Origin of the sequence: Pseudoalteromonas xiamenensis (assembly GCF_030994125.1) — a bacterium.
GTDB classification, from domain to species: Bacteria; Pseudomonadota; Gammaproteobacteria; order Enterobacterales; family Alteromonadaceae; genus Pseudoalteromonas; species Pseudoalteromonas xiamenensis_B.
Map to the genome: position 1 here is coordinate 2,300,001 of NZ_CP099917.1, position 24,354 is coordinate 2,324,354.

Below are 24,354 nucleotides of genomic sequence, written 5' to 3' on the forward strand. Positions count from 1 at the left end.
GATGCTGTGTACCCGCGGCTAGACGGAAAGACCCCGTGAACCTTTACTATAGCTTGGCACTGAACATTGAACCTACATGTGTAGGATAGGTGGGAGGCTTTGAAGCAAGAACGCTAGTTCTTGTGGAGCCGTCCTTGAAATACCACCCTTGTATGTTTGATGTTCTAACGTTGGCCCCTAATCGGGGTTACGGACAGTGCCTGGTGGGTAGTTTGACTGGGGCGGTCTCCTCCCAAAGAGTAACGGAGGAGCACGAAGGTTTGCTAAGAGCGGTCGGACATCGCTCGGTTAGTGTAATGGTAGAAGCAAGCTTAACTGCGAGACAGACACGTCGAGCAGGTACGAAAGTAGGTCATAGTGATCCGGTGGTTCTGAATGGAAGGGCCATCGCTCAACGGATAAAAGGTACTCCGGGGATAACAGGCTGATACCGCCCAAGAGTTCATATCGACGGCGGTGTTTGGCACCTCGATGTCGGCTCATCACATCCTGGGGCTGAAGTCGGTCCCAAGGGTATGGCTGTTCGCCATTTAAAGTGGTACGCGAGCTGGGTTTAGAACGTCGTGAGACAGTTCGGTCCCTATCTGCCGTGGGCGTTTGAGAATTGAGAGGGGCTGCTCCTAGTACGAGAGGACCGGAGTGGACGAACCGCTGGTGTTCGGGTTGTCATGCCAATGGCATTGCCCGGTAGCTACGTTCGGAATCGATAACCGCTGAAAGCATCTAAGCGGGAAGCGAGCCTCGAGATGAGTTCTCACTTGGAGTTTAACTCCACTAAAGGGCCGTTGGAGACTACAACGTTGATAGGCAGGGTGTGGAAGCGCTGTGAGGCGTGAAGCTAACCTGTACTAATTACCCGTGAGGCTTAACCATACAACGCCAAAGTGGTTTAGTTGTTAGAAGTTAAGTATTGACTAAAGTAGACAACGACGAAGTAAAAGACATTAATATTAGCGTTCCAGATTTAGTTTACTTGCGGTAGCGAGTAGACGACCAGCTTATGCTTGGTGACAATAGCGTTGTGGACCCACCTGACCCCATGCCGAACTCAGAAGTGAAACGCAACAGCGCCGATGATAGTGTGGCAGCTGCCATGTGAAAGTAGGACATCGCCAGGCTCTAATTAAATAAAAAGGCCTCTTCGAAAGAAGAGGCCTTTTTATTTATTACGTGTTTAGGGATGTGCTACGTGAAAGTAGGGTGAAAAGTCGATTAGGGAAGCAAACAGTTTTGCTTCACCGGCTTTGAACGTCGAAGGCCTCTGGCCGCAGACCGGACATCGCGAGGCTGGGCGCCCCCGACTCTTAATTAAAGAAAGCCCGATCCGAAAGAGTCGGGCTTTTTTGCTTTATTTTTTTCTAGAAAATTCAGACCAATTCGAGAAACGATCCCAAAAAAACGAAGTTCGGTGTTGGAATGGCTCCTGTAGCATCGTACCTCGGTAAATTCTGACCTACACCTCACATTACTTATCTGTAAGCAGCTTTCGTAAGCGGCCTATTCTGATTTATGACCAGTTAGTCATAAAACAAAGCGTACCTTTAGTCCTCTAACGTTAAAGCAGCACGCAGTGCTCATGCTGTTTCTTTAGTTATATGTCTTGTTAGCTTTATTCGAAAGACGCACCCTAGTCATGCTGTTGGGTATGCTGATTGCCATTTAGGGTGAATGTGATACGAATCGATAGTGGTTGAACTTGAAGAACAGTTTTAAAATAGTGAGGGAGCACCGTATCCGAGGGGATAGCCGATACGCTATTAACCGCAGTGGGATGCGTTGGTTTCGAAATGGCAGAGGATGCCGTAGCTGTATTAAAGGGCGCGTTGAATCCGTTATTGTGAGTCTTGATGTGAAAGTGCGCTACCTACGTCAAAAGGGCCGCGGTAGCGCGACATATTTAGGCTTTTTTAACAAACTCTGATTTCAACATCATGTCGCCGTTACCATCCACTTTACAATCAAGATCGTGGTCGCCATCGACGAGGCGTTTGATGGTAGCCTTAGTACCAATTTTTAAGACTAAAGATGAACCTTTCACCTTTAGGTCTTTAATCAAGGTTACTTTGTCGCCATCGGCAAGCTGAGTACCATTTGAATCTTTAATGATGAGTGCATCTTCATCAACGGTCACTTCGTTTGGATTCCATTCATGCGCACATTCAGGACAAACTAAATTAGCTTGGTCTTCGTAAACGTATTCTGAACTGCATTTAGGGCATGGTGGTAAAGCTGAGCTCATGTGAACCTCTGTCATGGATCTTTGAATGCCGAAGCATTAATTTATGATAATCGCATTATAATAAAATTATAATCCCCAGTCAGGTTTTGTGTGCAATTATACGTCTTTAATTCTTTTCTTCGTTTTCCAACTCTAGCTTAGTGAAGTCAACATCGTGTTGCTCTAGGTACGTCCGAATAAGCTGACGCACGACTTGAGAGGGAGTTCTGTCTTGTTCAGCACACAGTTGCTCAAAGGCCTTTTTCTTGCGCGGATCGAGCAATACGGTAAATCGAGCTGTTTTTGTTTCCATTGTGTAGCCTGCTTATTTGATACTGCTGCGAAATTATAGACTGAGAGCGAGATACAATAAAGAAAGGCCCACAGATAGGCCTTTCAATTTGCAATGTAGCTGGATGGTGAAGGGCTAGAACAAACCATAGCTTTCCGTTTCTTCCGGTTCATATTCTGACAGGTGCTCAGGGCGGAAGATGGCGGATGGGTCGATAATTACGGAGTGTTTATCGCCGCGTTTGATTAATCCTTTCATCATGCGTTTAGTTTGAGGGTCGATATCAAATCCAACATTGGTTAATTCATGCAACGACTTCACCTCGCTTTCATCACAGCGGACATTGTCTTCTACTTGATCAACTAATAAGCCTACATGTGGGGTACGACCATCTAACGTGGTGAACACAATAATCGGCTTGTGATCTAGATCGATTTGTTCTCGTGCAGATTCAAATAAGCGAATGAGTTTAACGTAGGTTGTAACACGCTCTTTTTCCAGCAATTTTATTGCGCCTTCTTTGTCCCCTTTGTCACACATGTTGAGCAAAGTATCGGCAAGTGCATGCAAACGCGTATGTGGTTCTTCAAACCGACTTAAAAGCGCTTTCAAATCTTCATTGTCCGTTTTGAAGCTATAGTACCAACGACCAAACTCACATTGATGTGGATCTTTGGCTTTAGTAAAGGCTGCGCCTGAAAGAATGCTTTGTTCTAACGCTGAAAGCCACGCAATATGATCTTGTTCGCGCTCTTTAAGGAGATGAGTCAGACTCTTGATGATTTCAAATGAGGATTGGTCATTCAAAATAATACCCATATCAAAGATAGGTGTTGGGGTTCCCATATAGTCTTTGATACCGAGGAAGCTGGGGTTTTTATTCGGCAATGAAGTGAGATTGCCATCATAGCGTTCGGTTAGTAGGATATCCAAGATTTTTAAAGAGATTGTTTTATGCCCTACTTTAAAGTTGATTAAGTCCATATCGTCCCCTGCTAGCTGAATGCTCTAAGAATAGTACATTATTGATAATATGAGCGAAAAACAACGTACTTATTTCGCTGTGGATGATTAAATAATGCTTGAAGCTTATGGTCTTCAATACGCACGTCTTCCAGTTGCGCCATAAGGCATGTTTTATCAAATGGTGGTTTACATCGGTTTAACGCCTGAGTTGTCACATAGGCGTTTAAATAGCCTTCAAATGCTAGGCGACTTACCGTTATGTGGTTGTGTTTCGCAAGTCGTTTGAACTCCTCACAAAGCTCAATATCACAATCCAAAGGATCAGGCACAACTTCCGTTGTCATGATGGTTGCGGGTTTAGTCAACCGAGCATAAAGAGCATTACTAAAGGCGAATGAGACGGTTGAATAGATAAAAGCGCTTTTTGATGCTTCGGCTTTTTTAATAAACTCGGCGAGTGGGTCATACGTGCCCACCATTGCTACGGCTTCTGCACCACTCGCAGCAATGCGTGTCAAAGCTTTGTCGATGTCTTGGGTATTGCGGCGAAAACGAGCGATAGTGATGGCGGTGAGGTTCACGTCTTTTAACGCTTTCACTAAGCTTTTTTCAAGTGTTAAACCAAATTCATCTGCTTGGATGAGCAAAGCAACTTTTTTGAGCTGCTTTTCTTGGGTCAGAAATTGGATTTGCTCATACGCTTCTTGCTGATAGCTTGCCCGTAAGTTAAACACATGAAATGTATTCGCTGAGCGTAAAAAGTCAGCACCCGTAAAGGGAGTAATAAAGGGTAACTGACTGCGTTCGAGAAGTGGTTTGATCGCCCATGAGGTGGGCGTCCCCATGTAGGTAAATAACGCATCCACTTTGTATTCTTCGATCAGTCGTTTGGTGTTTTCTACTGTTTTTGGTGGCTCATAACCATCATCAAGCTTTATCAATTTCAGTTTGTGCTGATGAACTCCGCCGCGTGTGTTCAAGTCATCAAAATGCAGTAACGCACCTTCGCTTAGCTGGATACCGATCTGCCGCGCTGGGCCTTCAAACGCAGCAGACATACCTAGTTTATATTCTGCGGATTCGGACATGGCTTCTGTAGAAAATAATAACGAGGACAGCCCTATTAAGGCTGCAGATGAGAGGTTACTCTGTGTTTGAAATAAAAATTTGCACGACGTCATTCAGCTCTTGCTCTATTTGCTTCTTACTCAATTTGGGCAGATCGTTAAGCGACTCAGAGAGTAACCAGCCTTGCAACACATGGCGAATGATTCTGATTTGCTGTGATTCGCAAAGGAGTGTAAGTGACATTGGATGGTCAACAAGCCATTGCCATATCACAGGTTGTAGTTCTGCCATACTTCGACGAGTTATCGGCAAAAATACTGTTTTCTCCAATTTTTTCAGCAAAATATTGTCGCTCTCTGCCCATAAGCTTAGCACCAATTGGGCGTCGAGTAGTTTGAAGTACGTCAATAATTGGTAAGGTAATTGGCGAAAGAATACCCGACTTAATGTCATGACGTGGCTATCGAGCGCGGGCTGTCTTGTTTTCAAGACCAGTGCAGCATGTTCGCCGCTGACCTTATCGAGTTTGTACCCCAATTTAACTATACGGAACTTATTCTTAAACCAAAAAGACAGCAGCTCATGGTTTGCGCCAAAACTACTGCCGATATAAGTAATATCTGAAGCGAGGCATTGTTCAATTTCACTTAGAAGTTGTGAACCTAAACCGGCGTATTGAATTCCAGGTGCAACGGCAATTCTTACAATGCGCGCCAAACGTTGCGTACACCAATCCGGATTTTGGCTAAGTTGAGCAAGTTGCTGTGCCAGTAAATGACCTCTAGGTCGGCGTGACCCCTCGACAATTGCACGACTTAATTCACTAGAGAGACCACCTTCAATTGCGACAAGGCATGCGGCGATGATTTTGCCCTTGGTGCGCAAGACATAAACGGATTGATTTGGTGTATCGAGCAATTGCCGAAGATCATTGACCGACGTTTGATAGTGAGAAAGCACGAATAAACTAAAGATTTCTTGCAATAAGAGGTCGTCATTTACTAACGATGCAGATTCGATGGTTGCAAACTCGATTTGGTCTACATCGACTACATCTTCATAGTGGCAATCTAGGGCAAACAACTGATTAATGCGCAGTTCCAGCGGATCCGCTGGAGCAAATCGAAGCGGGTTATCTAGGTGGATTGATAAACATTGAGGCGCAAGTTTACGCAGTTTTTTCAAGAACTTTAATGTGTAACCTCGGCCATTACCTTCGTAGCCAATTAGCGTGCTGGAAAACACGCAGCATGGATACTGTTTTAACAAATCGAGCAGCATAGGCACTGGAATAGCTGCTGCTTCATCGACGAATAGCACATCACATTTAGGCCGCTCGCGCAGTATTTGGTCCGGAGGCAAAAACTGGAGATTTTTATACTGAGTTAAGTCACTTAGCGCATCCTCACCCGCCCCTAAATGGCGGAACGTTGGTGTGGTTGAGTGTCGATGTGGAGCACATAAAATAAACGTTTTATTTGGCATCGCTTTGGCGATAAGCCCCAAACTGCTCGATTTCCCGCGACCTCTGTCAGCACTTAAGACCACCGGTAATGTCCGTTTGGTTTTGAGAGCATGTACGATTTGGTTTATTGCTGAGTTTTGCTGTGAAAAATCAGGAAATTCAGGCGTTTTAGCCGTTGTGCATTGAGTCAAATGTAAACCATATTGCTCAGAGAGACGCCACTGATTTGTGTCTTTAAGTTTAGCGGCTAATCGAAGGAGAAAATGACTTTGAACAATGTCACATTCTGCAGAGCACCATTTTTCAAGCGCGGGATCGTGGAAAGTCCCAAGTTGTTCTAACTCAGGTAATAATAAAACCAGTAATCCCCCTGCTTTTACCGTTCCGCTGAGGGCGGACAGTTTGTTCGGGATCACTCCTGAATAGCCATCATATATGGCTATTGGCCATTCCTGCCCTAAAATTTGGTGTAAGTGTTCAGGCCATCTTGCGTCAGTGAGCTCGTCAGACTGACTGAGGACGCAACATCCTTCACGTTCAAATAGAGAATTAGACGCGGCATAGCAAAAATCAGCCGAGCCTGAAATGACCAAAAGCTGTCGATGGTAAGCCGTCGACAGCGTAACTCGTGCTCTATCGATTAACGATTTAAAGTGGCTGAAGTCGCGCATAAGCGGTGACTAACCATTTAGAACCGACATCATCAAAATTCACTTGAATTCGTGATTGTGCACCGCTGCCTTCATAATTTAATACCGTGCCAGCACCAAATTTGGCATGTAAAACTCGTTGACCCAACGTAAAACCACTATCCTCAAATACCGCATGCGTGACGGTAGCGCTGAATCTGCCAGCCGATGTTGGGCGCGTTACTTGGGTTTTGATTCGGATCTCTTCTACACAGTCCGTTGGCAGTTCACGTATAAAACGAGAGGGGCTATGGTATTTCTCTTGTCCGTACAACCGGCGGCTTTCTGCATGACAAATATAAAGTTTTGTCATCGCACGCGTCATGCCCACGTAGCAAAGTCGTCGTTCTTCTTCGAGTCGACCAGATTCTTCATGGCTCTGTTGCGAAGGGAACATACCTTCTTCAACACCGACCATAAAGACCAATGGAAACTCAAGACCTTTGGCCGAATGCAGCGTCATCATTTGTACCGCGTCTTCGTGTTCTTCAGCTTGGCCGTCGCCGGCTTCAAGCGAGGTGTACGCTAAAAAGCCTTGTAACGGCGTAGAGAATTCTTCTTCCACAGGCGGTTCATACTGGCCACAGGCGTTTATTAGTTCTTCTAAGTTTTCTACACGCGCACGGCCTTTTTCCCCTTTTTCTGCTTGGTACATGGCCATCAAGCCTGAACGCTCAATGGTCAGTTTGGCTTGTTGTTCTAAATTTAATTCATCAATGGTTTGTTCCAAAGATTCAACAAGCTCTAGGAACTGGTTTACCGCGTTTGCCGCACGACCGGATAAATGCTTTTCCGCGATAACCGATTTGGCTGCATACCACAGCGGTTGTGCGGTGTTTCGTGCGCAATCACGTATATGGCTTAAAGTTTTGTCACCAATGCCACGTACGGGCGTATTGATAATGCGTTCAAAGGCGGCATCGTCATTGCGATTTGTAATAAGTCGAAGGTAACACAAAGCATCTTTGATCTCTTGACGTTCGAAGAAACGCATTCCACCGTAGATGCGATATTTTAGTCCTTCTTGTAAGAAGGCTTCTTCTAAAATACGTGATTGCGCATTGCTGCGATATAGCACCGCGCACTCTTGCAACGCATTCCCACCTTGCAACCACGTTTTGATTTTTCCAACAACAAAACGGGCTTCATCCAACTCGTTAAATGCGGCATAAATTGAAATTGGTTCGCCATCAACACCATCCGTCCACAGGCTTTTGCCCATTCGCTCGGCGTTATTGGAAATCAGCGCGTTAGACGCTTTCAAAATGGTTGCGGTGGAACGGTAATTTTGTTCGAGACGAATGGTGTGTGCGTCAAAATCCTCTAAGAATTGACGAATATTTTCGACGCGCGCACCTCGCCAACCATAAATACTTTGGTCGTCATCACCAACAATCATGACGGATCTACTGCCACCGGCGAGCAAACGAAGCCATAAATATTGGATGCGGTTGGTGTCTTGGAACTCATCCACCAACATATGCGCAAATCGATTTTGGTAATGACGTAATAACGTTGGTTGTGTTGCAAGTAACTCGTAGCTGCGCAGCAAAATCTCGGCAAAATCGACTAAGCCAGCTCTATCACATGCATCCTGGTATGCGGCATAAACTTTGAGCATCAGTTGCTCATTGAGGTCAAACGCTTGAATGTCTTTCGGTCGACGACCTTCGTCTTTCTGAGCGCCGATGTACCACGCAAATTGTTTGGCTGGCCACTTTTTCTCATCGATGTTCATGGCTTTTAGCAAACGACGGATCATGCGGACTTGGTCATCACTGTCTAATACTTGGAAAGACTCAGGTAAGTTTGCTTCTTTATGATGTTGACGTAAAATTCGATGTGATAAGCCGTGAAACGTACCAATCCACATACCTGACACTGGGCCTTGTAAAGTAGCCTCTACGCGACTACGCATTTCTTTGGCGGCTTTGTTGGTGAACGTTACGGCCAAGATGCTGTAGGGAGAACTTTGCTCAACCTGCATTAACCAGGCAATTCGGTGTACAAGCACACGTGTTTTACCTGAACCTGCGCCTGCAAGCACCAACATGTTTTGCAGCGGTGCAGCAACGGCTTCACGTTGTTTGTCATTTAACCCATCGAGAAGTTCTGATACGTCCATCTTTTTACCTGTTTAACTAGCAAGCGCGCAGTATAGCGTGTTGAACGCTGAAGGTTAACATGACTTATTGTTGATCAAGGTTTGCTTCAGTTTAAGTTTGCGTATAACACAAGTGTTTTTGTTATACGCAAACAGCAAACATCACAATGTCACGAAAGCGGTATGGAATTAACGCTTTTCGCGAACGTTCGGTCATCAAAACACGCTGTTGAAATTTAATACTGTATATTAAACCAGTATTAATCTTGATTTAAAACTTCTTTCAAGCGTTTTTGTACTTCAGAGACCAATAAGTCTGGCTGGAATTTTGAGAGGAATACATTACAACCCACTTTTTCAACCATCGCATTATTGAAACTGCCACTGAGCGATGTATTTAAGATCACGTACAAATCGCGCAATCGAGGGTCGTTGCGAATTTCATAGGTTAGGCGATAACCATCCATTACAGGCATCTCTGCGTCGGTGATCACCGCCAAAAACTCTTTGGTGACGTCTATCCCTTCATCGGCCCATCCTTTAAGGAGATTTAACGCTTCATGCCCGTCAGTGGTTGGGATAATCTCGATTCCTAGTTGTGCAAGCGTATCAGAGACTTGGCGTCTAGCCGTCGCAGAATCGTCGGCGTGCAGTATTTTACGGCCATGAAACTCATCAATGATGGCTTTGTCGAGAATGCCTTCAGGGATTTCTACGTCGTATTCCACAATTTCCGCTAATACTTTTTCCACGTCGATAATTTCGACCAAATGCTCCACATCACCACGGCGAATTTTGGTTAACGCCGTGAGGTAGTGATTACGGCCAACAGAACGTGGAGGAGGCATAATATCGCTCCAGGTGGTGTTAACGATTTGGTCTACCTTGCCGACCAAGAAGGCTTGGACTGTACGGTTGTATTCCGTGATCACCAAGTTACACTCTTTATCGTCACGGGGACATGAAGGCATAGCAATCGCTAGACGTAAATCGATGACCGGAATGGATTCGCCACGAATATTTGTAACACCCACTACTTTTGGATGGGCATTTGGCATTTTATTCAAGTGTGGAAGTTTGACGACTTCTTTAACTTTAAATACGTTGAGTGCAAACAGCTGGCGGCTGTGTAAATGAAACAGCAACAATTCCAAACGGTTTTCACCGACGAGTTGGGTTCGTTGATCTACCGATGCGAGTACGCCAGCCATAAACTTCTTGTGCCTATCTTGTTAATTGTAACCAGTATATACCCAAAATTAACAAGAATGCGAGTCTTTGCCCAAGCCCTCTTTTCAATCGACTTGTCATCAAGTAAGGTGCAGCTTTAAGGACTCTCAATAACATTAAATATGCCTGTGATTTTTAAGCGATTCATCGCCATGATAGTGCAGCATGTCGACAAAGCGAGTTGGCAAATGCTGAGCTTGGTTACATTTGCTCACATGGGGCTGACGTGGATTGCCCTTTATGCCGCGAATGAAACGGCCTTATTGGGACTCAACACGTTTGTGTATTACTACATCGTGACGACATCAACGGTCGGCTACGGCGATTTTAGCGCAAGCAGTGAATTGGGTCGTTGGGTTGTGGCGTTATGGCAAATACCCTTTGGATTGGCGCTGTTTGGGATTATTTTAGGTAAAGTGGGTCAATTGGCGACATTTTGGATAAGACGAGCGATGACAGGAAATAAAGACTTTTCACATATGACCGATCACATCATTATTTTTGGATGGCATTCGGTTCGCACAAAAAAAATGATTGATTACATTCTCGCAGACACGAAGCGAAAGGCACGTCGAATTTTGCTCGTCGTGACCGATGAAATGGAACATCCCTTTCTCCATTACCCTGAAGTTGATTTCGCCAAGTTGATGACCTTTACGGATGATTCAGAATTAACTCGAGTTGCGTTGATGTCGGCCGATAAGGTGATCATAGACGGAAAAGACGATGACCAAACGTTCACAACCGCATTAAAAATTAGCCCGATGGTTAAACCGACTTGCCACATCAGCGCGCATTTTGAAGACGAGAGCAAAGTCTCGTTATTGCTGATGCATTGTCGTAACGTGGAATGTTCAAGTAGCAAATCGGCTGAGATTTTGGTGCGGTCAATGCAGGATCCTGGTTCAAGTCGCGTCCAAGAGGAATTATTGTCAACGTTGCATGGTGATACGCAGTTTTGTTTGGAAGTACCAGAAGGTGTTGCGACGTTCAGTTTTGGTGACGTATTTCAAAAGTTTAAAGCGCAATACAATGCGATTGTGCTAGGGGTCGCCCATGACTTAAGCGCGAGCGATATGGATTTAAACCCGCCATTGGATTATCGCATTCAAAGTGGCGATATATTGCACTACATCGCGCCAGAGCGGGTCTTAGTGACCGAAGTCGATTGGACGAAATTAGCGTCTAATTAATCAGTGAGTATCAAAGGGGAAGAGCATGTTGGCCGTACTGTTACTTGTCACAACAATATGTGCTTATTTGATCCCATTAGGTGTGATTGCCAACAGCAAACGCACCCGCGGCCACGAAAAAAACATTTGGCTTATGGCAACCCTTATTTTTTCATGGGTTGCCCTCCTGCTTTACGTCACCGTTGTACCGTCTCATCACAAACAAACGCCAAAGCGTCTGCGCAAGCGGGCTAGCGCGTAACGCCAGACTTAGCCAACAAGTAATGCCATTCTTGTTCATTGACTGGCATGACCGATAAACGTCCCGCTTTTTTTAATGCCAACTCTTGTATTGCATCGTCGGCTTTAATTGCCTGAAGCGTTACTGGCTTCGGTAAATGTTGGCGGTATTGTATGGTCAGGCCAATCCAGCGCGGTTTTTCCGGGTCTGACTTGGGATCAAAATACGGGCTTTCAGGGTTAAATTGGTGCGGATCCGTCTTTGCACCTTCGGTGATTTGTGCAATGCCAACAATCGCAGGGACTTTGCAGCTAGAATGATAAATGAAGACTAAGTCGCCAACCTGTGCTTGGTCTCGCAAAAAATTTCGCGCTTGATAATTGCGGATCCCTTCCCAGAACGTGCTTTGCTGCGGTGCCTTGGCTAGTGTATCAATTGAAAAGGTATCTGGTTCGGTTTTAAACAACCAATAGGCCATGATAATTCCTTAATAATAAGAGTGTTTACTCAATTACAGGATTGAGTTTTCGTGTATTATTATTGTTTATAAGGCAAAAATCCAAACATCTCTAGGGAGTAAGGCATGAGCCAAGTATTACAAGAACTGCTAAACCTACTGACGTTAGAAGAAATCGAACAAGGGATCTACCGTGGTCAAAGCCAAGACTTGGGATTTCGCCAAGTGTTTGGTGGTCAAGTGATGGGGCAAGCTCTATCGGCCGCGAAGCAAACGTTGCCAGAAGGGCGCTTTGTAAACTCATTGCATTCATACTTTCTTCGACCCGGTGATGCGTCCAAACCAATCGTTTATGATGTCGAAACGATCCGCGATGGTAAAAGCTTTTCAACGCGTCGTATCAGCGCCATTCAGTATGGTAAGCCAATTTTTTATATGACGGCATCGTTTCAAGGCGATGAGGAGGGGGTGTCGCATCAGTCGGCAATGCCTGATGTGCCTGCTCCGGAAGAATTAAAATCGTCGCTAGAGTTCTATCAAGAACACGCCGCGCAGATCCCTGAAAGTATTCGCAGTAAGTTTACCCGTGAAATGCCGATTGAAATGCGTCCAGTCAATTTCCAGAATCCATTTTTACCACAGGTGACGGAGCCGGTTCGGCATGTTTGGTTTAAGGCAAATGGCTCGATGCCAGACGATCGTCGCATTCATAACTATTTATTAGCGTACGCGTCGGACTTTGAATTTTTACCGACGGCGCTGCAACCGCATGGTCTGTCGTTTATGCATCCAACGATGCAAGTCGCGACCATTGACCACGCGATGTGGTTTCATCGTCCATTTAGAATGGACGAATGGATGCTTTACAGCGTTGATAGCCCAAGTGCAAGCAACGGACGAGGCTTAGTGCGTGGACAATTCTTTAATCGCAGTGGTGAGCTGGTGGCCTCGACCATTCAAGAAGGTGTTATGCGTCAGCGCTAGTTGCAGCCGGTGGGCAGATAGATCCTGTCTTTGAGCATGCTATTAAGTTGCGAACATAGAATTAAGAAGCGAGGCTGAGCCTCGCTTCTTTTATTCTGAGTGACTGGTGACGGTATCCGCGATGGATTGCCAGACCCTAGCTGGAAGCAAAGTCACGAGCGTTTGTTGTAGTGCATCCAGTTGTTGATTACCGCACAAGCGATTCTGAGCGCCTTGTTCTACATAGCCTTGCTCTTTCATTGAGTTTAGAAGTGAAGCCAACACTTTTGCATCGAAAAATTCAGGGCTCTTAATACCATGTAAGCGGCCCAGTCTTCCCGCTAGCGTTTGGTAATCTTGTTCTAGCTGTGCTTTATCATAATCTGGTGTTCCAAGGACTAGCGCGGATAGAATTGCATAGCGCTCGAGGGTGAGTTGGATTGACTTGCCAAGTATTTCCAATTGGCTTCGAGTTTGGCTGTCCGTGTTCATCGTCCAAAGCTCGTCATTTCGCGTAACAAGACCTTGTGCTTTGAAACTTGTTAATACCTCTTGAATGTAGTCTTCACGAAGTGGCGTCAAGAACCATTCTTTTGCAAAAAGTGGATACAGTTTGTGTAAGTGTGTTTTGCAGGCTTCGACGGTCACCGCATCTTTATACAGTAGGAATTGTGCAATCACCGCAGGTACTGCGAACAGATGTAGAATGTTGTTTTTGTAATAGTTAACGAGCGTTTGCTCACGTTCGCTGATACTAATGATGTCGCCAAAGCTGTCTTGATGCACCTCGAACTTATTTAATGTAAGCGCGTGAGCGAGCAGACTTTCTGCGTTTTCATCCGGCATGGTCACATCTAAATGATATGGCGCGGTGTGTTGCAAAGACAAGTAGAACTCTAGTTGGGAGAGTAGTTTACTTTTGCTAAGTGCAAATTGCTCGGCACTTAACAAGATGAGCGAAATCAAATTCACGGCATTGAGTGCCGCCGTGCTATTGATGTTTGTCATGATCTTGTCGGCAAGTTCGGCCACTTGCGGGGCTAACCAGCTTGGCTTCTGAGCTTCGGTTGGATGGATAGCTTCACGCCAGTTGGGTTGTTGCTCAGTTAAAAACTGATTGATGTTAATTGGCTCACCAAAATTCAAATAGCCACGGCCATAATTCTTTAGATTCTTAATGGCTTTAAATACGCCAAGGATGGACTCGTTTTTCTTATGATCGCCCGCGAGTTCTTTAAGATAGGTATTGATTTCCATTACATGCTCATAGCCGATGTACACGGGTACGATAGAAATAGGGCGGTCAATACCACGCAACATAGCCTGCAACGACATGGCTAACATACCGGTTTTAGGTGGTAACAAGCGACCAGTTCGGCTCCGACCACCTTCGGTATAAAACTTGACGGAATACCCTTTTATAAAGAGTTGGCTCAGATATTCATTGAAGACCGCTGCGTACAGCTTATTCCCCGCAAATGATCGGCGAATAAAGAAAGCCCCCGAACGACGGAAGATCCCGCCGGCAGGAAAGAAGTTAAGGTTTACCCCTGCTGCGATATGTGGAGGTACTAGCCCTTGGTGATAAATCACGTAGGTCAGTAAAAGATAGTCCATGTGACTGCGATGACACGGAACGAAGAGAATTTCATGACCTTTGTCTGCAAGTGCGTGGACTCGGTCAACGTTTTTCACGTCGATACCATTGTACAGTTTTGTCCAAAGCCAGGTCAGAATGCGTTCTGCGACGCGAACCATTGCGTCAGAATAATTTGCCGCGATCTCTTCAAGCATTTTTAATGCTTCACGACGAGCTTCTTCCTGGCTTAAGCCTTTACTTTTAGCTTCTTGAGCAATCGCATGTTTGATACTAGGGGAAGCTAAAAGACTGCTGAACAGTTGTTCGCGTGAAGGCAATTTAGGCCCTGTTGCGGCCAATTTTTGACGACGAAAATGTACGCGTGCTACACGCAGTAATTTGTGCGGTAGCTCATCGACGTCCGCTTTATCAGTGATAAGTTGCGACAAATCAATGGGTTTACTCAGACGTACGAAATTATTTCGCCCAGAAAAGAGCACCACAAAACATTTTCTAAACCAACTTGGTGTCAGTGAGCTGCTGAGAAGTGTGCCTAGACCAGGCTTTTCTTTACCAGGATCGCGTCCCCACAAAATTGTTGCAGGAATGATTTGGATTTTCGTCCCTGGGTTTGCTCTGAGTGCTTGAAAGATAGCTTGGCCTTGTTTGAGTGCCACACTTTCTTTGGGGGTATTTGAAAACAGTGGAGTCGGGTTTTGGATACCAACAAATCTTGGCAATACCGCACTGCCAACCTTTTCTGAACCGCTTGCTTTTGGTAGACCGAGTTTCTTACACACAGAGTCTAATGCAGCGATGTCCGAGTGCGCATTCAATCTTGCGACATAAAAGGTAGGCAAATTTGGATCAAGCCCAAATTGTTCGAGAGGGTTCTCGGGCAACAGTTTTGTTTTTACGAATAACGCGTTGCCGAACTTGGCTAACGCCAACATAACACCAGAAAATATGCGCATGTACCTACCTTACTGCGTAACTGAAATTGCAACTGGACAGACCATTGTAACTCAGCAAAGAGTTTGTTGCGAATAACCAAGTCCATTTTAAAAATAACTTAGCATTAGTTGTTGCATTTATCACCAACATCATTATAATGTGCGGACTTTCTAAAGTAGGGTCTCCCGAAACAGAAAGATTAAATAGAGTCTGGATTTCAGACCTACAAACAGGAGCTCCGATTTGGAGTTCAACGCAGAAATAAAAGGACACTGACCTCTTAGTAAATAAGATTGGTTCAGCGGTTTTTTTATGCTCTTTTTAAATGCTCTTTTAATTGAGGTTTAAGAATGTCAAATCAACGCATTCGTATTCGCCTAAAAGCTTTTGACCACCGTTTGATTGACCAATCAACGGCGGAAATCGTGGAAACTGCGAAACGCACTGGTGCTCAAGTACGTGGTCCAATCCCACTACCAACGCGCTTTGAACGTTTCACTGTATTGATCTCTCCTCACGTTAACAAAGACGCGCGTGATCAATACGAAATCCGCACCCACAAACGTCTGATCGACATCGTAGAACCAACTGACAAGACTGTTGATGCGCTTATGCGTCTTGACCTTGCAGCTGGCGTTGATGTTCAAATCAGCCTGGGTTAATCGGAAGATTAGAGAGGTTTTAGGAAAATGGCATTAGGTCTAGTCGGTCGTAAAGTGGGTATGACACGTATCTTCACTGAAGATGGTGTATCTATCCCTGTGACAGTTATCGAAGCGACGCCTAACCGTGTTACTCAGATCAAATCTGAAGCAACAGACGGTTATAACGCGCTTCAAGTTACTGCAGGCGAGAAAAAAGCAAGCCGTGTCAACAAACCAGAAGCGGGTCACTTCGCTAAAGCTGGTGTTGAAGCGGGTCGTGGCCTGTGGGAATTCCGTCTTAATGGCGGTGAAGGTGAGTTTGAAGTTGGTTCAGCTCTTACTGTTGAAATCTTCTCTGAAGTTTCTCTAGTAGACGTAACTGGCACTTCAAAAGGTAAAGGTTTCCAAGGTGGTGTTAAGCGCTGGAATTTCCGCACGCAAGACGCTACACACGGTAACTCTCTATCTCACCGTGCTCCTGGTTCAATCGGTCAAAACCAAACACCTGGTCGCGTTTTCAAAGGTAAGAAAATGGCTGGCCACATGGGTGCAGAGCGTGTGACTACTCAGAATCTTGAGCTAGTGCGTGTTGACGCTGAGCGTAACCTGCTTTTAGTTAAAGGTGCAGTACCTGGCGCTATCGGCGGCGACGTAATCGTTAAACCTGCTGTTAAAGCATAAGTCCTGGAGATTTAGTGATGGAATTAGCAATTAAAGGCGCTGGTGCGCTTGAAGTTTCCGAAGCTACTTTTGGACGTGAGTTTAACGAAGCATTAGTACACCAAGTAGTTGTTGCTTACGCAGCAGGTGCTCGTCAGGGTACTCGTGCTCAGAAGACACGTTCTGAAGTAAGCGGTACTGGTATGAAGCCGTTCCGCCAAAAAGGTACTGGCCGTGCTCGTGCTGGTTCATTCCGCAGCCCAATCTGGCGCTCGGGTGGTGTGACATTTGCAGCTAAGCCGCAAGATCACAGCCAAAAAGTTAACCGTAAGATGTATCGCGGTGCGATTAAGAGCATTCTTTCTGAACTAGTTCGTCAAGAGCGTCTAGTGGTAGTTGAGAACTTCACACTTGAAGCTCCAAAGACTAAGTCGCTAGTAGCTAAGTTGAAAGAACTTGAGCTTAAAGACGTGTTAATCGTGACTGAAGAAGTAGATGAGAATCTATTCCTTTCTGCGCGCAACTTGTACAAAGTTGACACACGTGACGTTGCTGGTATCGACCCAGTAAGCCTAATCGCTTTCGATAAGGTACTTATTACTGCAGGTGCTGTTAAGCAACTTGAGGAGGCGCTAGCATGATCCGTGAAGAACGTCTTTTAAAAGTAATCCTTGCTCCTCATATCTCTGAGAAGAGCACAATCTCTGCTGAAACGAACAACACGATCGTTTTCAAAGTAGCTAAAGACGCTACTAAAGCTGAAGTTAAAGCAGCTGTAGAGAAGCTTTTCGAAGTTGAGGTAACTGGTGTTCGCACTCTAGTTGTTAAGGGTAAGACAAAGCGTACAGGTATGCGTTTCGGTCGTCGTAGCGATTGGAAAAAAGCTTACGTTACTCTTAAAGAAGGCAGTGAGCTAGACTTCGTCGGCGGCGCTGAGTAATAAGGGGAGTTAGAATTATGGCACTTCAAAAGTGTAAACCAACTTCTGCGGGTCGTCGTCACGTAGTTAAAGTGGTTAACTCTGATCTACATAAGGGTAAGCCATACGCACCACTTTTAGAGAAAAACTCTAAGTCAGGTGGTCGTAACAACAACGGTCGTATCACGGTTCGTCACATCGGTGGTGGTCACAAGCATCACTATCGTGTAGTAGACTTTAAACGTAACAAAGATGGCATTCCAGCTATCGTTGAGCGTCTAGAGTACGATCCAAACCGTAGCGCAAACATCGCTCTTGTATTATACAAAGACGGTGAGCGTCGTTACATTATCGCTCCTAAAGGCTTGAAAGCTGGTGATCAAATCCAGTCTGGTGTTGATGCACCAATCAAAGCTGGTAACGCGTTGCCAATGCGTAACATGCCTGTAGGTTCTACAGTTCACAACGTTGAACTTAAGCCTGGTAAAGGTGCACAAATCGCTCGTTCAGCGGGTGCATACGTACAGATCCTAGCTCGTGAAGGTCAATACGTAACTCTACGTCTTCGTTCAGGCGAAGTTCGTAAAGTTCTAGCTGACTGTCGCGCTACACTTGGTGAAGTAGGTAACTCTGAGCACATGCTTCGTTCACTAGGTAAAGCTGGTGCGATGCGTTGGCGCGGTGTACGTCCTACAGTTCGTGGTGTTGCCATGAACCCAGTAGACCACCCACACGGTGGTGGTGAAGGTCGTACTTCAGGTGGTCGTCATCCTGTAACTCCATGGGGTGTACCGACTAAAGGTAAGAAGACACGTAGCAACAAGCGTACTGATAAGTTTATCGTACGTCGTCGTTCTAAATAATAGTTGAGGAATTGCCATGCCACGTTCTCTCAAGAAGGGTCCATTTATTGACCTACACTTGCTGAAGAAGGTAGAGAAAGCGTTGGAAAGCGGTGACAAGAAGCCAATCAAAACTTGGAGCCGTCGTTCAATGATCATTCCAAATATGATCGGATTGACCATCGCTGTCCATAATGGTCGTCAGCACGTACCTGTATTCGTTACAGACGAAATGATCGGTCACAAATTGGGTGAATTTGCACCTACACGTACTTACCGCGGTCACGCTGCGGATAAGAAAGCTAAGAAGCGTTAATAGGGGAATATGATGGAAGCATTAGCTAAACATAAATACGCCTCTGGTTCGGCGCAGAAAGCACGTCTAGTGGCTGATCAAATTCGCGGTCTACCAGTAGCTCGCGCTCTAGATATTCTAGCTTACAGCCCGAAAAAAGCGGCTGCATTGGTTAAGAAAGTACTTGAGTCTGCTATCGCTAACGCGGAGCACAACGAAGGTGCCGACATTGATGAGCTTAAAGTGGCTAAAGTGTTTGTTGACGAAGGTCCAACAATGAAACGCATCATGCCACGTGCTAAAGGACGCGCTGACCGCATCCTTAAGCGTACAAGCCACATCACTGTTGTGGTTTCGGATCGCTAGGAGATATAAGTAATGGGACAAAAAGTTCATCCTACTGGTATTCGCCTAGGTATCTCTAAACCTTGGGTATCTACTTGGTATGCGAATACAAAAGATTTCTCTGAACAGCTTTTTGGCGATCACAAAGTGCGTCAATACCTTACTAAGGAATTGAAAGCAGCTTCTGTGTCTAAAATCGTTATCGAGCGTCCAGCTAAATCAATCCGCGTAACAATTCACACGGCTCGTCCTGGTATTGTTATCGGTAAAAAAGGTGAAGACGTAGAGAAGCTACGTCAAGCTGTAACGAAGCTTACTGGCGTACCAGCGCAAATCAACATTGCAGAAGTTCGTAAGCCAGAGCTTGATGCTAAGCTTGTAGCAGACAGCATCTCTTCACAACTAGAGCGTCGTGTTATGTTCCGTCGTGCTATGAAGCGCGCTGTACAAAACGCAATGAAACTAGGTGCGAAGGGTATCAAAGTTGAAGTTAGCGGCCGTCTTGGCGGTGCTGAAATTGCTCGTTCTGAGTGGTATCGTGAAGGTCGTGTACCTCTACATACACTACGTGCGGACATTGACTACGCAACTTCTGAAGCGTTAACCACTTACGGTATCATCGGTGTTAAAGTTTGGATTTTCAAAGGCGAAGTAATTGGTGGTCTTCCACTAGTTCAAGAGCAAGAAAAACCAGCTGCGAATAAGCGTGCACCGAAGAAAGCCAAAAAAAGTGCTAAGTAAGAGGTAGCGATAAATGTTACAGCCAAAACGTACCAAATTCCGCAAAGTACAAAAAGGTCGTAACCGCGGTGTTGCGACAAGCGGTAACAAAGTTAGCTTCGGTTCTTTCGGCTTGAAAGCGACAGCCCGTGGCCGTATGACTGCTCGTCAAATCGAAGCAGCTCGTCGTGCTATGACTCGTCACATCAAGCGTCAAGGTAAAATCTGGATCCGTGTGTTCCCAGACAAGCCAATTACAGAAAAGCCGTTAGAAGTTCGTATGGGTAAAGGTAAAGGTTCAGTAGAATACTGGGTTGCAGAAATTCAACCTGGTAAAGTACTTTACGAGATGGAAGGTGTTTCTGAAGAGCTTGCTCGTGAAGCATTCGACCTAGCTTCTCGTAAATTACCTTTCAAAACAACATTTGTAACTCGGACGGTAATGTAATGAAAGCTAGCGAACTTAAAGACAAAAGTGTAGCAGAGCTACAAGCTGAACTTTTAGAGCTTCTACGTGAGCAGTTTAACCTGCGCATGCAAGCGAGCACGGGTCAGCTAGCTCAGACTCACCAGTTGAGAAAAGTACGTCGCGACATCGCGCGTGTTAAAACGGTTATCAACCAGAAGGCAGGTGCATAATGAGCGATAAAATCCGTACTCTTCAAGGTCGTGTTATTAGCGACAAAATGGACAAGTCAATCGTTGTTGCTATCGAGCGTCAGGTTAAGCACCCGATCTACGGTAAATTCATCAAACGTACAACTAAGTTGCACGTACATGATGAAAACAACTCAGCTCTAGCTGGTGACCTAGTTTCAATTCGTGAGTGTGCTCCAATTTCTAAGACTAAGTCTTGGACTTTGGTAGACGTAATTGAGCGTCCAAAACAAGCTTAATGTTAATTAAGTCTGTTTAGAAGAAGCCTCGGCCTTGGTCGGGGCTTTTTTTTGTGTCGAAAATAAAGCGGCGTGTCATTTCTATTTTTTCCTTTCTTACACTGTACTAAAGTGCGGCTGCTATTTTGCATTAGACGCGTTATGCTGAATAAAAAATAATAAAGTCCGTTTATGTTCTCGATTGGAGTAATAAGTCTCGTTGCCATCGCTTACCTTGGCGTACTCTTCGCGGTTGCGTGGGTGGCTGATAAGAGTCCGAAACCTCGTGCGCGTGCAAGTGTTTATGCGTTGTCATTGGGAGTGTATTGTACTTCATGGGCGTTTTTTGGTACGACCGCACAAGCCGCGAATAACGGCTGGTGGTTGGCTCCGACCTATTTAGGCACAATTCTGCTGTTCATCTTCGGATGGCAAATATATTTAAGAATCGCAACCGTTTGTCGTCAACAAAAGCTGACTTCCATGGCTGATTTTATCGCGACGCGTTATGGGCAATCATCGAGCCTTTCTGGTTTGATTTCATTTATATCTGTGATTGCGGTGGTGCCTTACATTGCGCTACAGCTCAACGCGACAAACACCAGTATTTCGTTACTCACGGGCAAACCATCGACGGCTACCATCGCATTTTGGCAAGACGGTACCTTTTATATTACGTTGCTGTTGGCGCTTTTTGCTGTGTTGTTTGGTACTCGGCGTTTGCGCCCCAGTGAACATAATCCTGGGTTGATGACCGCAATTGCGTTTGAATCTTTAGTGAAGTTGTTCGCCTTTCTCGCGGTTGGTGTATTTGTTTGTTTTGGCATTTTTGACACTCCTTGGCAATTGCTTGAGCAGGCTCATCGAGATGGTGTTACGGCGCAAATTGAAACAACGAGAAGCCCCAACTACGTATATTGGGTGCATGTGTTGCTGGGGTTACTAGCCACATTGTGTTTACCTCGGCAATTCCACACCGCGTTTATTGAGCCCAGTTCGGAGAAACAACTCGTCGCTGCGCGGTGGTTGTTTCCAGTGTATCTCGTGCTGATTACGCTATTTACCTTACCTATTGCGTATGCAGGGCTGTTACTTTTCAAATCAGGTAATGTCGGCTACGACACCTTTGTACTTGCGTTACCCATAGCAGCAAATGCGCCCGTGATGACCATGTTGGCGTTTCTTGGTGGCTTTTCAGCAGCCACGAGTATGGTGATTGTATCGACCATCGTTTTAGCCATCATGATCACCAATGATTTTATCAATCAATATTTACTTCGCCGTGCTCAGGTAGGTGCAAAAACGCGCGGATTAACAAAGCAGAGGCTTATTTACGCTCGACGCGGCGTGATCGTCGCCATTTTACTCTTAAGTTATTTGAGTCATCGTATCTTTGCTGATGGCAATACGCTGGCGAATATGGGCTTGATGTCATTTGCATTAGTCGCACAGTTTGCACCTGCCATGATCATTGGTTTATGGTGGCGCAAGGCTTCTTGCCTTGGTGCACAGCTGGGTATCATCAGTGGTTCTGTGATTTGGTTTTACACGCTCTTATTGCCCAATCTTATCACCGGTTTGTCTGGCCCCGAAAATTGGTTGCATGCAGGACCGTGGGGAATTGCTTGGCTTGCTCCAAAAGATTTATTTGGTATTGGTCTTGATGCCATTAGTCAGGCTGTGCTGCTTTCGTTATTCGTCAATACACTGGTGTATCTCGTTGTGCCTTGGTTTAGCCAGGCGCGATTGGCAGAACGTCTGCAAAGTAATAAATTTATATTGAGTGAACCAGAGCCAAAAGCATTATTGACACCCCTTACATATCAAGACTGTGCAGACTTGCTACTGCGTTTTGGTGAGCCAGACTCAACTGCGCAACTGATTGACGAAGAATTTCCGAAAGAGCGTGGAAAATGGAAAGAAACAGCACCTCGTCACATCGAAGATTTGGTTGAGCGTGAAATGTCAGCCCTCATCGGTGGGCCTTCTGCTCGGCTTATATTACAAGCCAGTAAAGATGAAAAAGCGCAATCTATTGAACACGTTGCGGAGTTTGTGGATGAAGCCAGTCAAGTATTACGCTTTAATCGCGACTTGCTGCAAGCCACCATTGAGAACGTAGAACAGGGTATCAGCGTAGTCGATAGTGAGTTGAAGCTGGTCGCATGGAACCAACGCTACAGTGAAATGTTTTCTTACCCCGAAGGGAGTTTGTACATCGGTCGTCCTGTTGAAGAACTGATCCGCCTCAACGCGCAGCGGCAGTTGTTTGAATTCAATAATCTATATCAAGAGGTTGAAAAACGACTCGCGTATTTGAAACAAGGAAGTGCCTACAAGTATCGTCGTCAGCACAATGATGGTCGCGTGTTTGAAATGCAGGGGAATCCGTTACCCGGAGGTGGCTTTGTGACGACCTATACGGACATTTCTGATTTTGTACGCCAGCAACGAGCGCTGGAGCAAGTGAATACGGACCTTGAGGAAAAGGTTCAGGCCCGTACCGTTGAACTCACGAATGCCAATCAACAACTCGAAACCGCAAAACGGCAGGCTGAACTTGCAACTGAGAGTAAAACTCGCTTTTTTGCTGCGGCCAGCCATGACTTACTGCAGCCTTTCAATGCTGCTAGTTTGTTTTGTGCTTTAATGAGTGAGCGTGCACAAGGCTCCGAGCTTCAAGGTTTGTCAGAGAACATCAAAGATGCGTTGGCCAGTGCAGAGGATTTACTGTCAAGCATTTTAGAATTGACGAAATTGGAGGCTGGCGCGTTCAAGACCTCGATAGCCCCTTTTAACTTGGCGTCTTTATTAACGCCGTTGTGTAATGAATATCGAGCCCTTGCAAAAGCTAAAGGGTTGGCGTTTGACGTCAGCCCGTGTCCGGTCTCGCTTACTACAGATAAAGCACTTTTGAAACGCGTGTTAAGTAACTTACTTAGTAACGCCATACGCTACACCAAACAAGGCGAAGTCCGCTTGCGTTTAGAGCGAGATGGACAACGGTTGTCCATCATGGTTGAAGACACCGGTATTGGTATCGCACAGCAAGATCAAACACTCATCTTTCAAGAGTTCAAGCAACTTGGCGATCGTTCTCACGGGCAAGGGTTAGGATTAGGCTTAGCGATCAGTAAGCGGATCTGTGATTTGCTGGGCATTCATATTTCCATGGGCTCAGAAGTAGGGAAAGGCACACAGTTTACCTTGACCCTGCCGTGTGAAGACGCCTTAAGCACAACATCTGGACAAGAACTCATTGAGGCTACGGGAGATAGCCAGCTACAAGGTCTTTCTGTGTGGCTACTGGATAATGACGAACATGCTCTAGAGGCGTTGAAACAATTACTCACGAACTGGGGGTGTGAGATCCAGTGCGCGAGAAACCAACAGGAGTTGGCAGTACTAGTGGCGACGAGCAAGGCTGATTTGCTTATTGCGGATTATCAACTTGACAGTGGCGTTACAGGGTTGGACGTGGTTGCTGAGTTATCACTGCAAGCAATGCCGATTATACTGAATACAGCGAATCATGATGAGTTAATCCGAGAGAGAATCACCGACAGTGGCTACCCGCTTTTATATAAGCCGCTCAAAGCGCCCGCCCTTAAGCGACTTTTAAAGCGTATTGCAACTGCGTTGTAGTTCACGCTATG

General features: G+C 45.6%; 23 protein-coding genes and 2 rRNA genes (1 of these 25 cut by a window edge). 16 read left to right on the forward strand and 9 right to left on the reverse strand.

Features of this window, described 5'->3' with window-relative positions:
* Nucleotides 1-873 (forward strand): 23S ribosomal RNA (locus NI389_RS10660); it begins 2,011 nt to the left of the window's first position.
* A gap of 130 nt (nucleotides 874-1,003) precedes the next feature.
* Nucleotides 1,004-1,118: ribosomal RNA gene (gene rrf / locus NI389_RS10665) — 5S ribosomal RNA — on the forward strand.
* 779 nt (nucleotides 1,119-1,897) lie between these two features.
* On the opposite strand, the gene NI389_RS10670 is transcribed toward rrf, so the two are convergent.
* From NI389_RS10670 to NI389_RS10700, 7 genes are all read right to left on the reverse strand, one after another.
* The gene (locus tag NI389_RS10670; RefSeq protein WP_308359855.1) at nucleotides 1,898-2,239 is read right to left on the reverse strand and encodes a zinc ribbon domain-containing protein YjdM; all 342 of its coding nucleotides are present in this window, start codon (nucleotides 2,237-2,239) and stop codon (nucleotides 1,898-1,900) included.
* 106 nt (nucleotides 2,240-2,345) lie between these two features.
* A complete protein-coding gene (locus tag NI389_RS10675; protein WP_208842041.1) occupies nucleotides 2,346-2,531 on the reverse strand; it encodes a ribbon-helix-helix protein, CopG family in 186 nt (61 codons plus the stop codon).
* A 114-nt stretch (nucleotides 2,532-2,645) separates the two neighbouring features.
* Nucleotides 2,646-3,494 (reverse strand): CZB domain-containing protein, encoded by an 849-nt coding sequence (locus NI389_RS10680; RefSeq protein ID WP_308359857.1) that lies wholly within the window; start codon nucleotides 3,492-3,494, stop codon nucleotides 2,646-2,648.
* A gap of 38 nt (nucleotides 3,495-3,532) precedes the next feature.
* On the reverse strand, nucleotides 3,533-4,564 hold the full coding sequence (locus NI389_RS10685; protein ID WP_308359859.1) for an ABC transporter substrate-binding protein: 1,032 nt from the start codon (nucleotides 4,562-4,564) through the stop codon (nucleotides 3,533-3,535).
* Nucleotides 4,565-4,619: 55 nt separating this feature from the next.
* Nucleotides 4,620-6,680, reverse strand: a complete 2,061-nt coding sequence (locus NI389_RS10690) for a GNAT family N-acetyltransferase (protein WP_308359861.1) — start codon at nucleotides 6,678-6,680, stop codon at nucleotides 4,620-4,622.
* Nucleotides 6,658-8,823, reverse strand: a complete 2,166-nt coding sequence (gene uvrD, locus NI389_RS10695; protein ID WP_308359863.1) for a DNA helicase II — start codon at nucleotides 8,821-8,823, stop codon at nucleotides 6,658-6,660. Before uvrD ends, NI389_RS10690 begins: the two co-directional genes overlap by 23 nt.
* A gap of 239 nt (nucleotides 8,824-9,062) precedes the next feature.
* The gene (locus NI389_RS10700) at nucleotides 9,063-10,013 is read right to left on the reverse strand and encodes a chemotaxis protein CheV (RefSeq protein ID WP_308359865.1); all 951 of its coding nucleotides are present in this window, start codon (nucleotides 10,011-10,013) and stop codon (nucleotides 9,063-9,065) included.
* A gap of 141 nt (nucleotides 10,014-10,154) precedes the next feature.
* On the opposite strand from NI389_RS10700, the gene NI389_RS10705 reads away from it, so the two are divergent.
* Nucleotides 10,155-11,225, forward strand: a complete 1,071-nt coding sequence (locus tag NI389_RS10705) for a potassium channel family protein (RefSeq protein ID WP_308359866.1) — start codon at nucleotides 10,155-10,157, stop codon at nucleotides 11,223-11,225.
* A 230-nt stretch (nucleotides 11,226-11,455) separates the two neighbouring features.
* Here NI389_RS10705 and NI389_RS10710 read toward each other — a convergent pair whose 3' ends face one another.
* Nucleotides 11,456-11,923: an EVE domain-containing protein gene (locus NI389_RS10710; RefSeq protein ID WP_308359867.1), complete on the reverse strand. Its 468-nt coding sequence runs from the start codon at nucleotides 11,921-11,923 to the stop codon at nucleotides 11,456-11,458.
* 105 nt (nucleotides 11,924-12,028) lie between these two features.
* On the opposite strand from NI389_RS10710, the gene tesB reads away from it, so the two are divergent.
* Nucleotides 12,029-12,886 (forward strand): acyl-CoA thioesterase II, encoded by an 858-nt coding sequence (tesB, locus tag NI389_RS10715; protein ID WP_308359869.1) that lies wholly within the window; start codon nucleotides 12,029-12,031, stop codon nucleotides 12,884-12,886.
* A 90-nt stretch (nucleotides 12,887-12,976) separates the two neighbouring features.
* Here the strand turns inward: tesB and plsB are convergent, their stop codons facing one another.
* Nucleotides 12,977-15,418, reverse strand: a complete 2,442-nt coding sequence (gene plsB / locus NI389_RS10720) for a glycerol-3-phosphate 1-O-acyltransferase PlsB (protein ID WP_308359871.1) — start codon at nucleotides 15,416-15,418, stop codon at nucleotides 12,977-12,979.
* Nucleotides 15,419-15,748: 330 nt separating this feature from the next.
* Between plsB and rpsJ the strand changes: the two genes are divergently transcribed.
* The 12 genes from rpsJ to NI389_RS10780 all read left to right on the forward strand — a co-directional run bounded on the left by rpsJ (nucleotide 15,749) and on the right by NI389_RS10780 (nucleotide 24,343).
* On the forward strand, nucleotides 15,749-16,060 hold the full coding sequence (gene rpsJ, locus NI389_RS10725) for a 30S ribosomal protein S10 (protein ID WP_005495349.1): 312 nt from the start codon (nucleotides 15,749-15,751) through the stop codon (nucleotides 16,058-16,060).
* 27 nt (nucleotides 16,061-16,087) lie between these two features.
* Nucleotides 16,088-16,723: a 50S ribosomal protein L3 gene (gene rplC, locus NI389_RS10730; RefSeq protein ID WP_208842049.1), complete on the forward strand. Its 636-nt coding sequence runs from the start codon at nucleotides 16,088-16,090 to the stop codon at nucleotides 16,721-16,723.
* 17 nt (nucleotides 16,724-16,740) lie between these two features.
* Nucleotides 16,741-17,343 (forward strand): 50S ribosomal protein L4, encoded by a 603-nt coding sequence (rplD, locus tag NI389_RS10735; protein ID WP_005495351.1) that lies wholly within the window; start codon nucleotides 16,741-16,743, stop codon nucleotides 17,341-17,343.
* The gene (gene rplW / locus NI389_RS10740) at nucleotides 17,340-17,642 is read left to right on the forward strand and encodes a 50S ribosomal protein L23 (RefSeq protein WP_005495352.1); all 303 of its coding nucleotides are present in this window, start codon (nucleotides 17,340-17,342) and stop codon (nucleotides 17,640-17,642) included. The genes rplD and rplW overlap by 4 nt, the downstream gene beginning before the upstream one ends.
* Nucleotides 17,643-17,659: 17 nt before the next feature.
* A complete protein-coding gene (rplB, locus tag NI389_RS10745; RefSeq protein WP_208842050.1) occupies nucleotides 17,660-18,484 on the forward strand; it encodes a 50S ribosomal protein L2 in 825 nt (274 codons plus the stop codon).
* Between the two features lie 16 nt (nucleotides 18,485-18,500).
* Entirely contained in the window at nucleotides 18,501-18,779 is a 279-nt protein-coding gene (gene rpsS, locus NI389_RS10750) for a 30S ribosomal protein S19 (RefSeq protein WP_010367084.1), read from the forward strand.
* A 12-nt stretch (nucleotides 18,780-18,791) separates the two neighbouring features.
* Entirely contained in the window at nucleotides 18,792-19,124 is a 333-nt protein-coding gene (gene rplV / locus NI389_RS10755; protein WP_208844514.1) for a 50S ribosomal protein L22, read from the forward strand.
* Nucleotides 19,125-19,136: 12 nt separating this feature from the next.
* Complete coding sequence (rpsC, locus tag NI389_RS10760) at nucleotides 19,137-19,844, forward strand: 30S ribosomal protein S3 (protein WP_005495357.1); 708 nt, start codon at nucleotides 19,137-19,139, stop codon at nucleotides 19,842-19,844.
* 13 nt (nucleotides 19,845-19,857) lie between these two features.
* Nucleotides 19,858-20,271 carry a 50S ribosomal protein L16 gene (gene rplP / locus NI389_RS10765; protein ID WP_208842052.1) on the forward strand — a complete coding sequence of 138 codons (414 nt, stop codon included), beginning with the start codon at nucleotides 19,858-19,860 and terminating at the stop codon, nucleotides 20,269-20,271.
* Nucleotides 20,271-20,462: a 50S ribosomal protein L29 gene (gene rpmC / locus NI389_RS10770; protein WP_005495359.1), complete on the forward strand. Its 192-nt coding sequence runs from the start codon at nucleotides 20,271-20,273 to the stop codon at nucleotides 20,460-20,462. Before rplP ends, rpmC begins: the two co-directional genes overlap by 1 nt.
* Complete coding sequence (gene rpsQ, locus NI389_RS10775; protein ID WP_208842053.1) at nucleotides 20,462-20,719, forward strand: 30S ribosomal protein S17; 258 nt, start codon at nucleotides 20,462-20,464, stop codon at nucleotides 20,717-20,719. Before rpmC ends, rpsQ begins: the two co-directional genes overlap by 1 nt.
* A 171-nt stretch (nucleotides 20,720-20,890) precedes the next feature.
* Nucleotides 20,891-24,343: a PAS domain-containing hybrid sensor histidine kinase/response regulator gene (locus NI389_RS10780; protein ID WP_308359892.1), complete on the forward strand. Its 3,453-nt coding sequence runs from the start codon at nucleotides 20,891-20,893 to the stop codon at nucleotides 24,341-24,343.
* Nucleotides 24,344-24,354 lie beyond the last annotated feature (11 nt).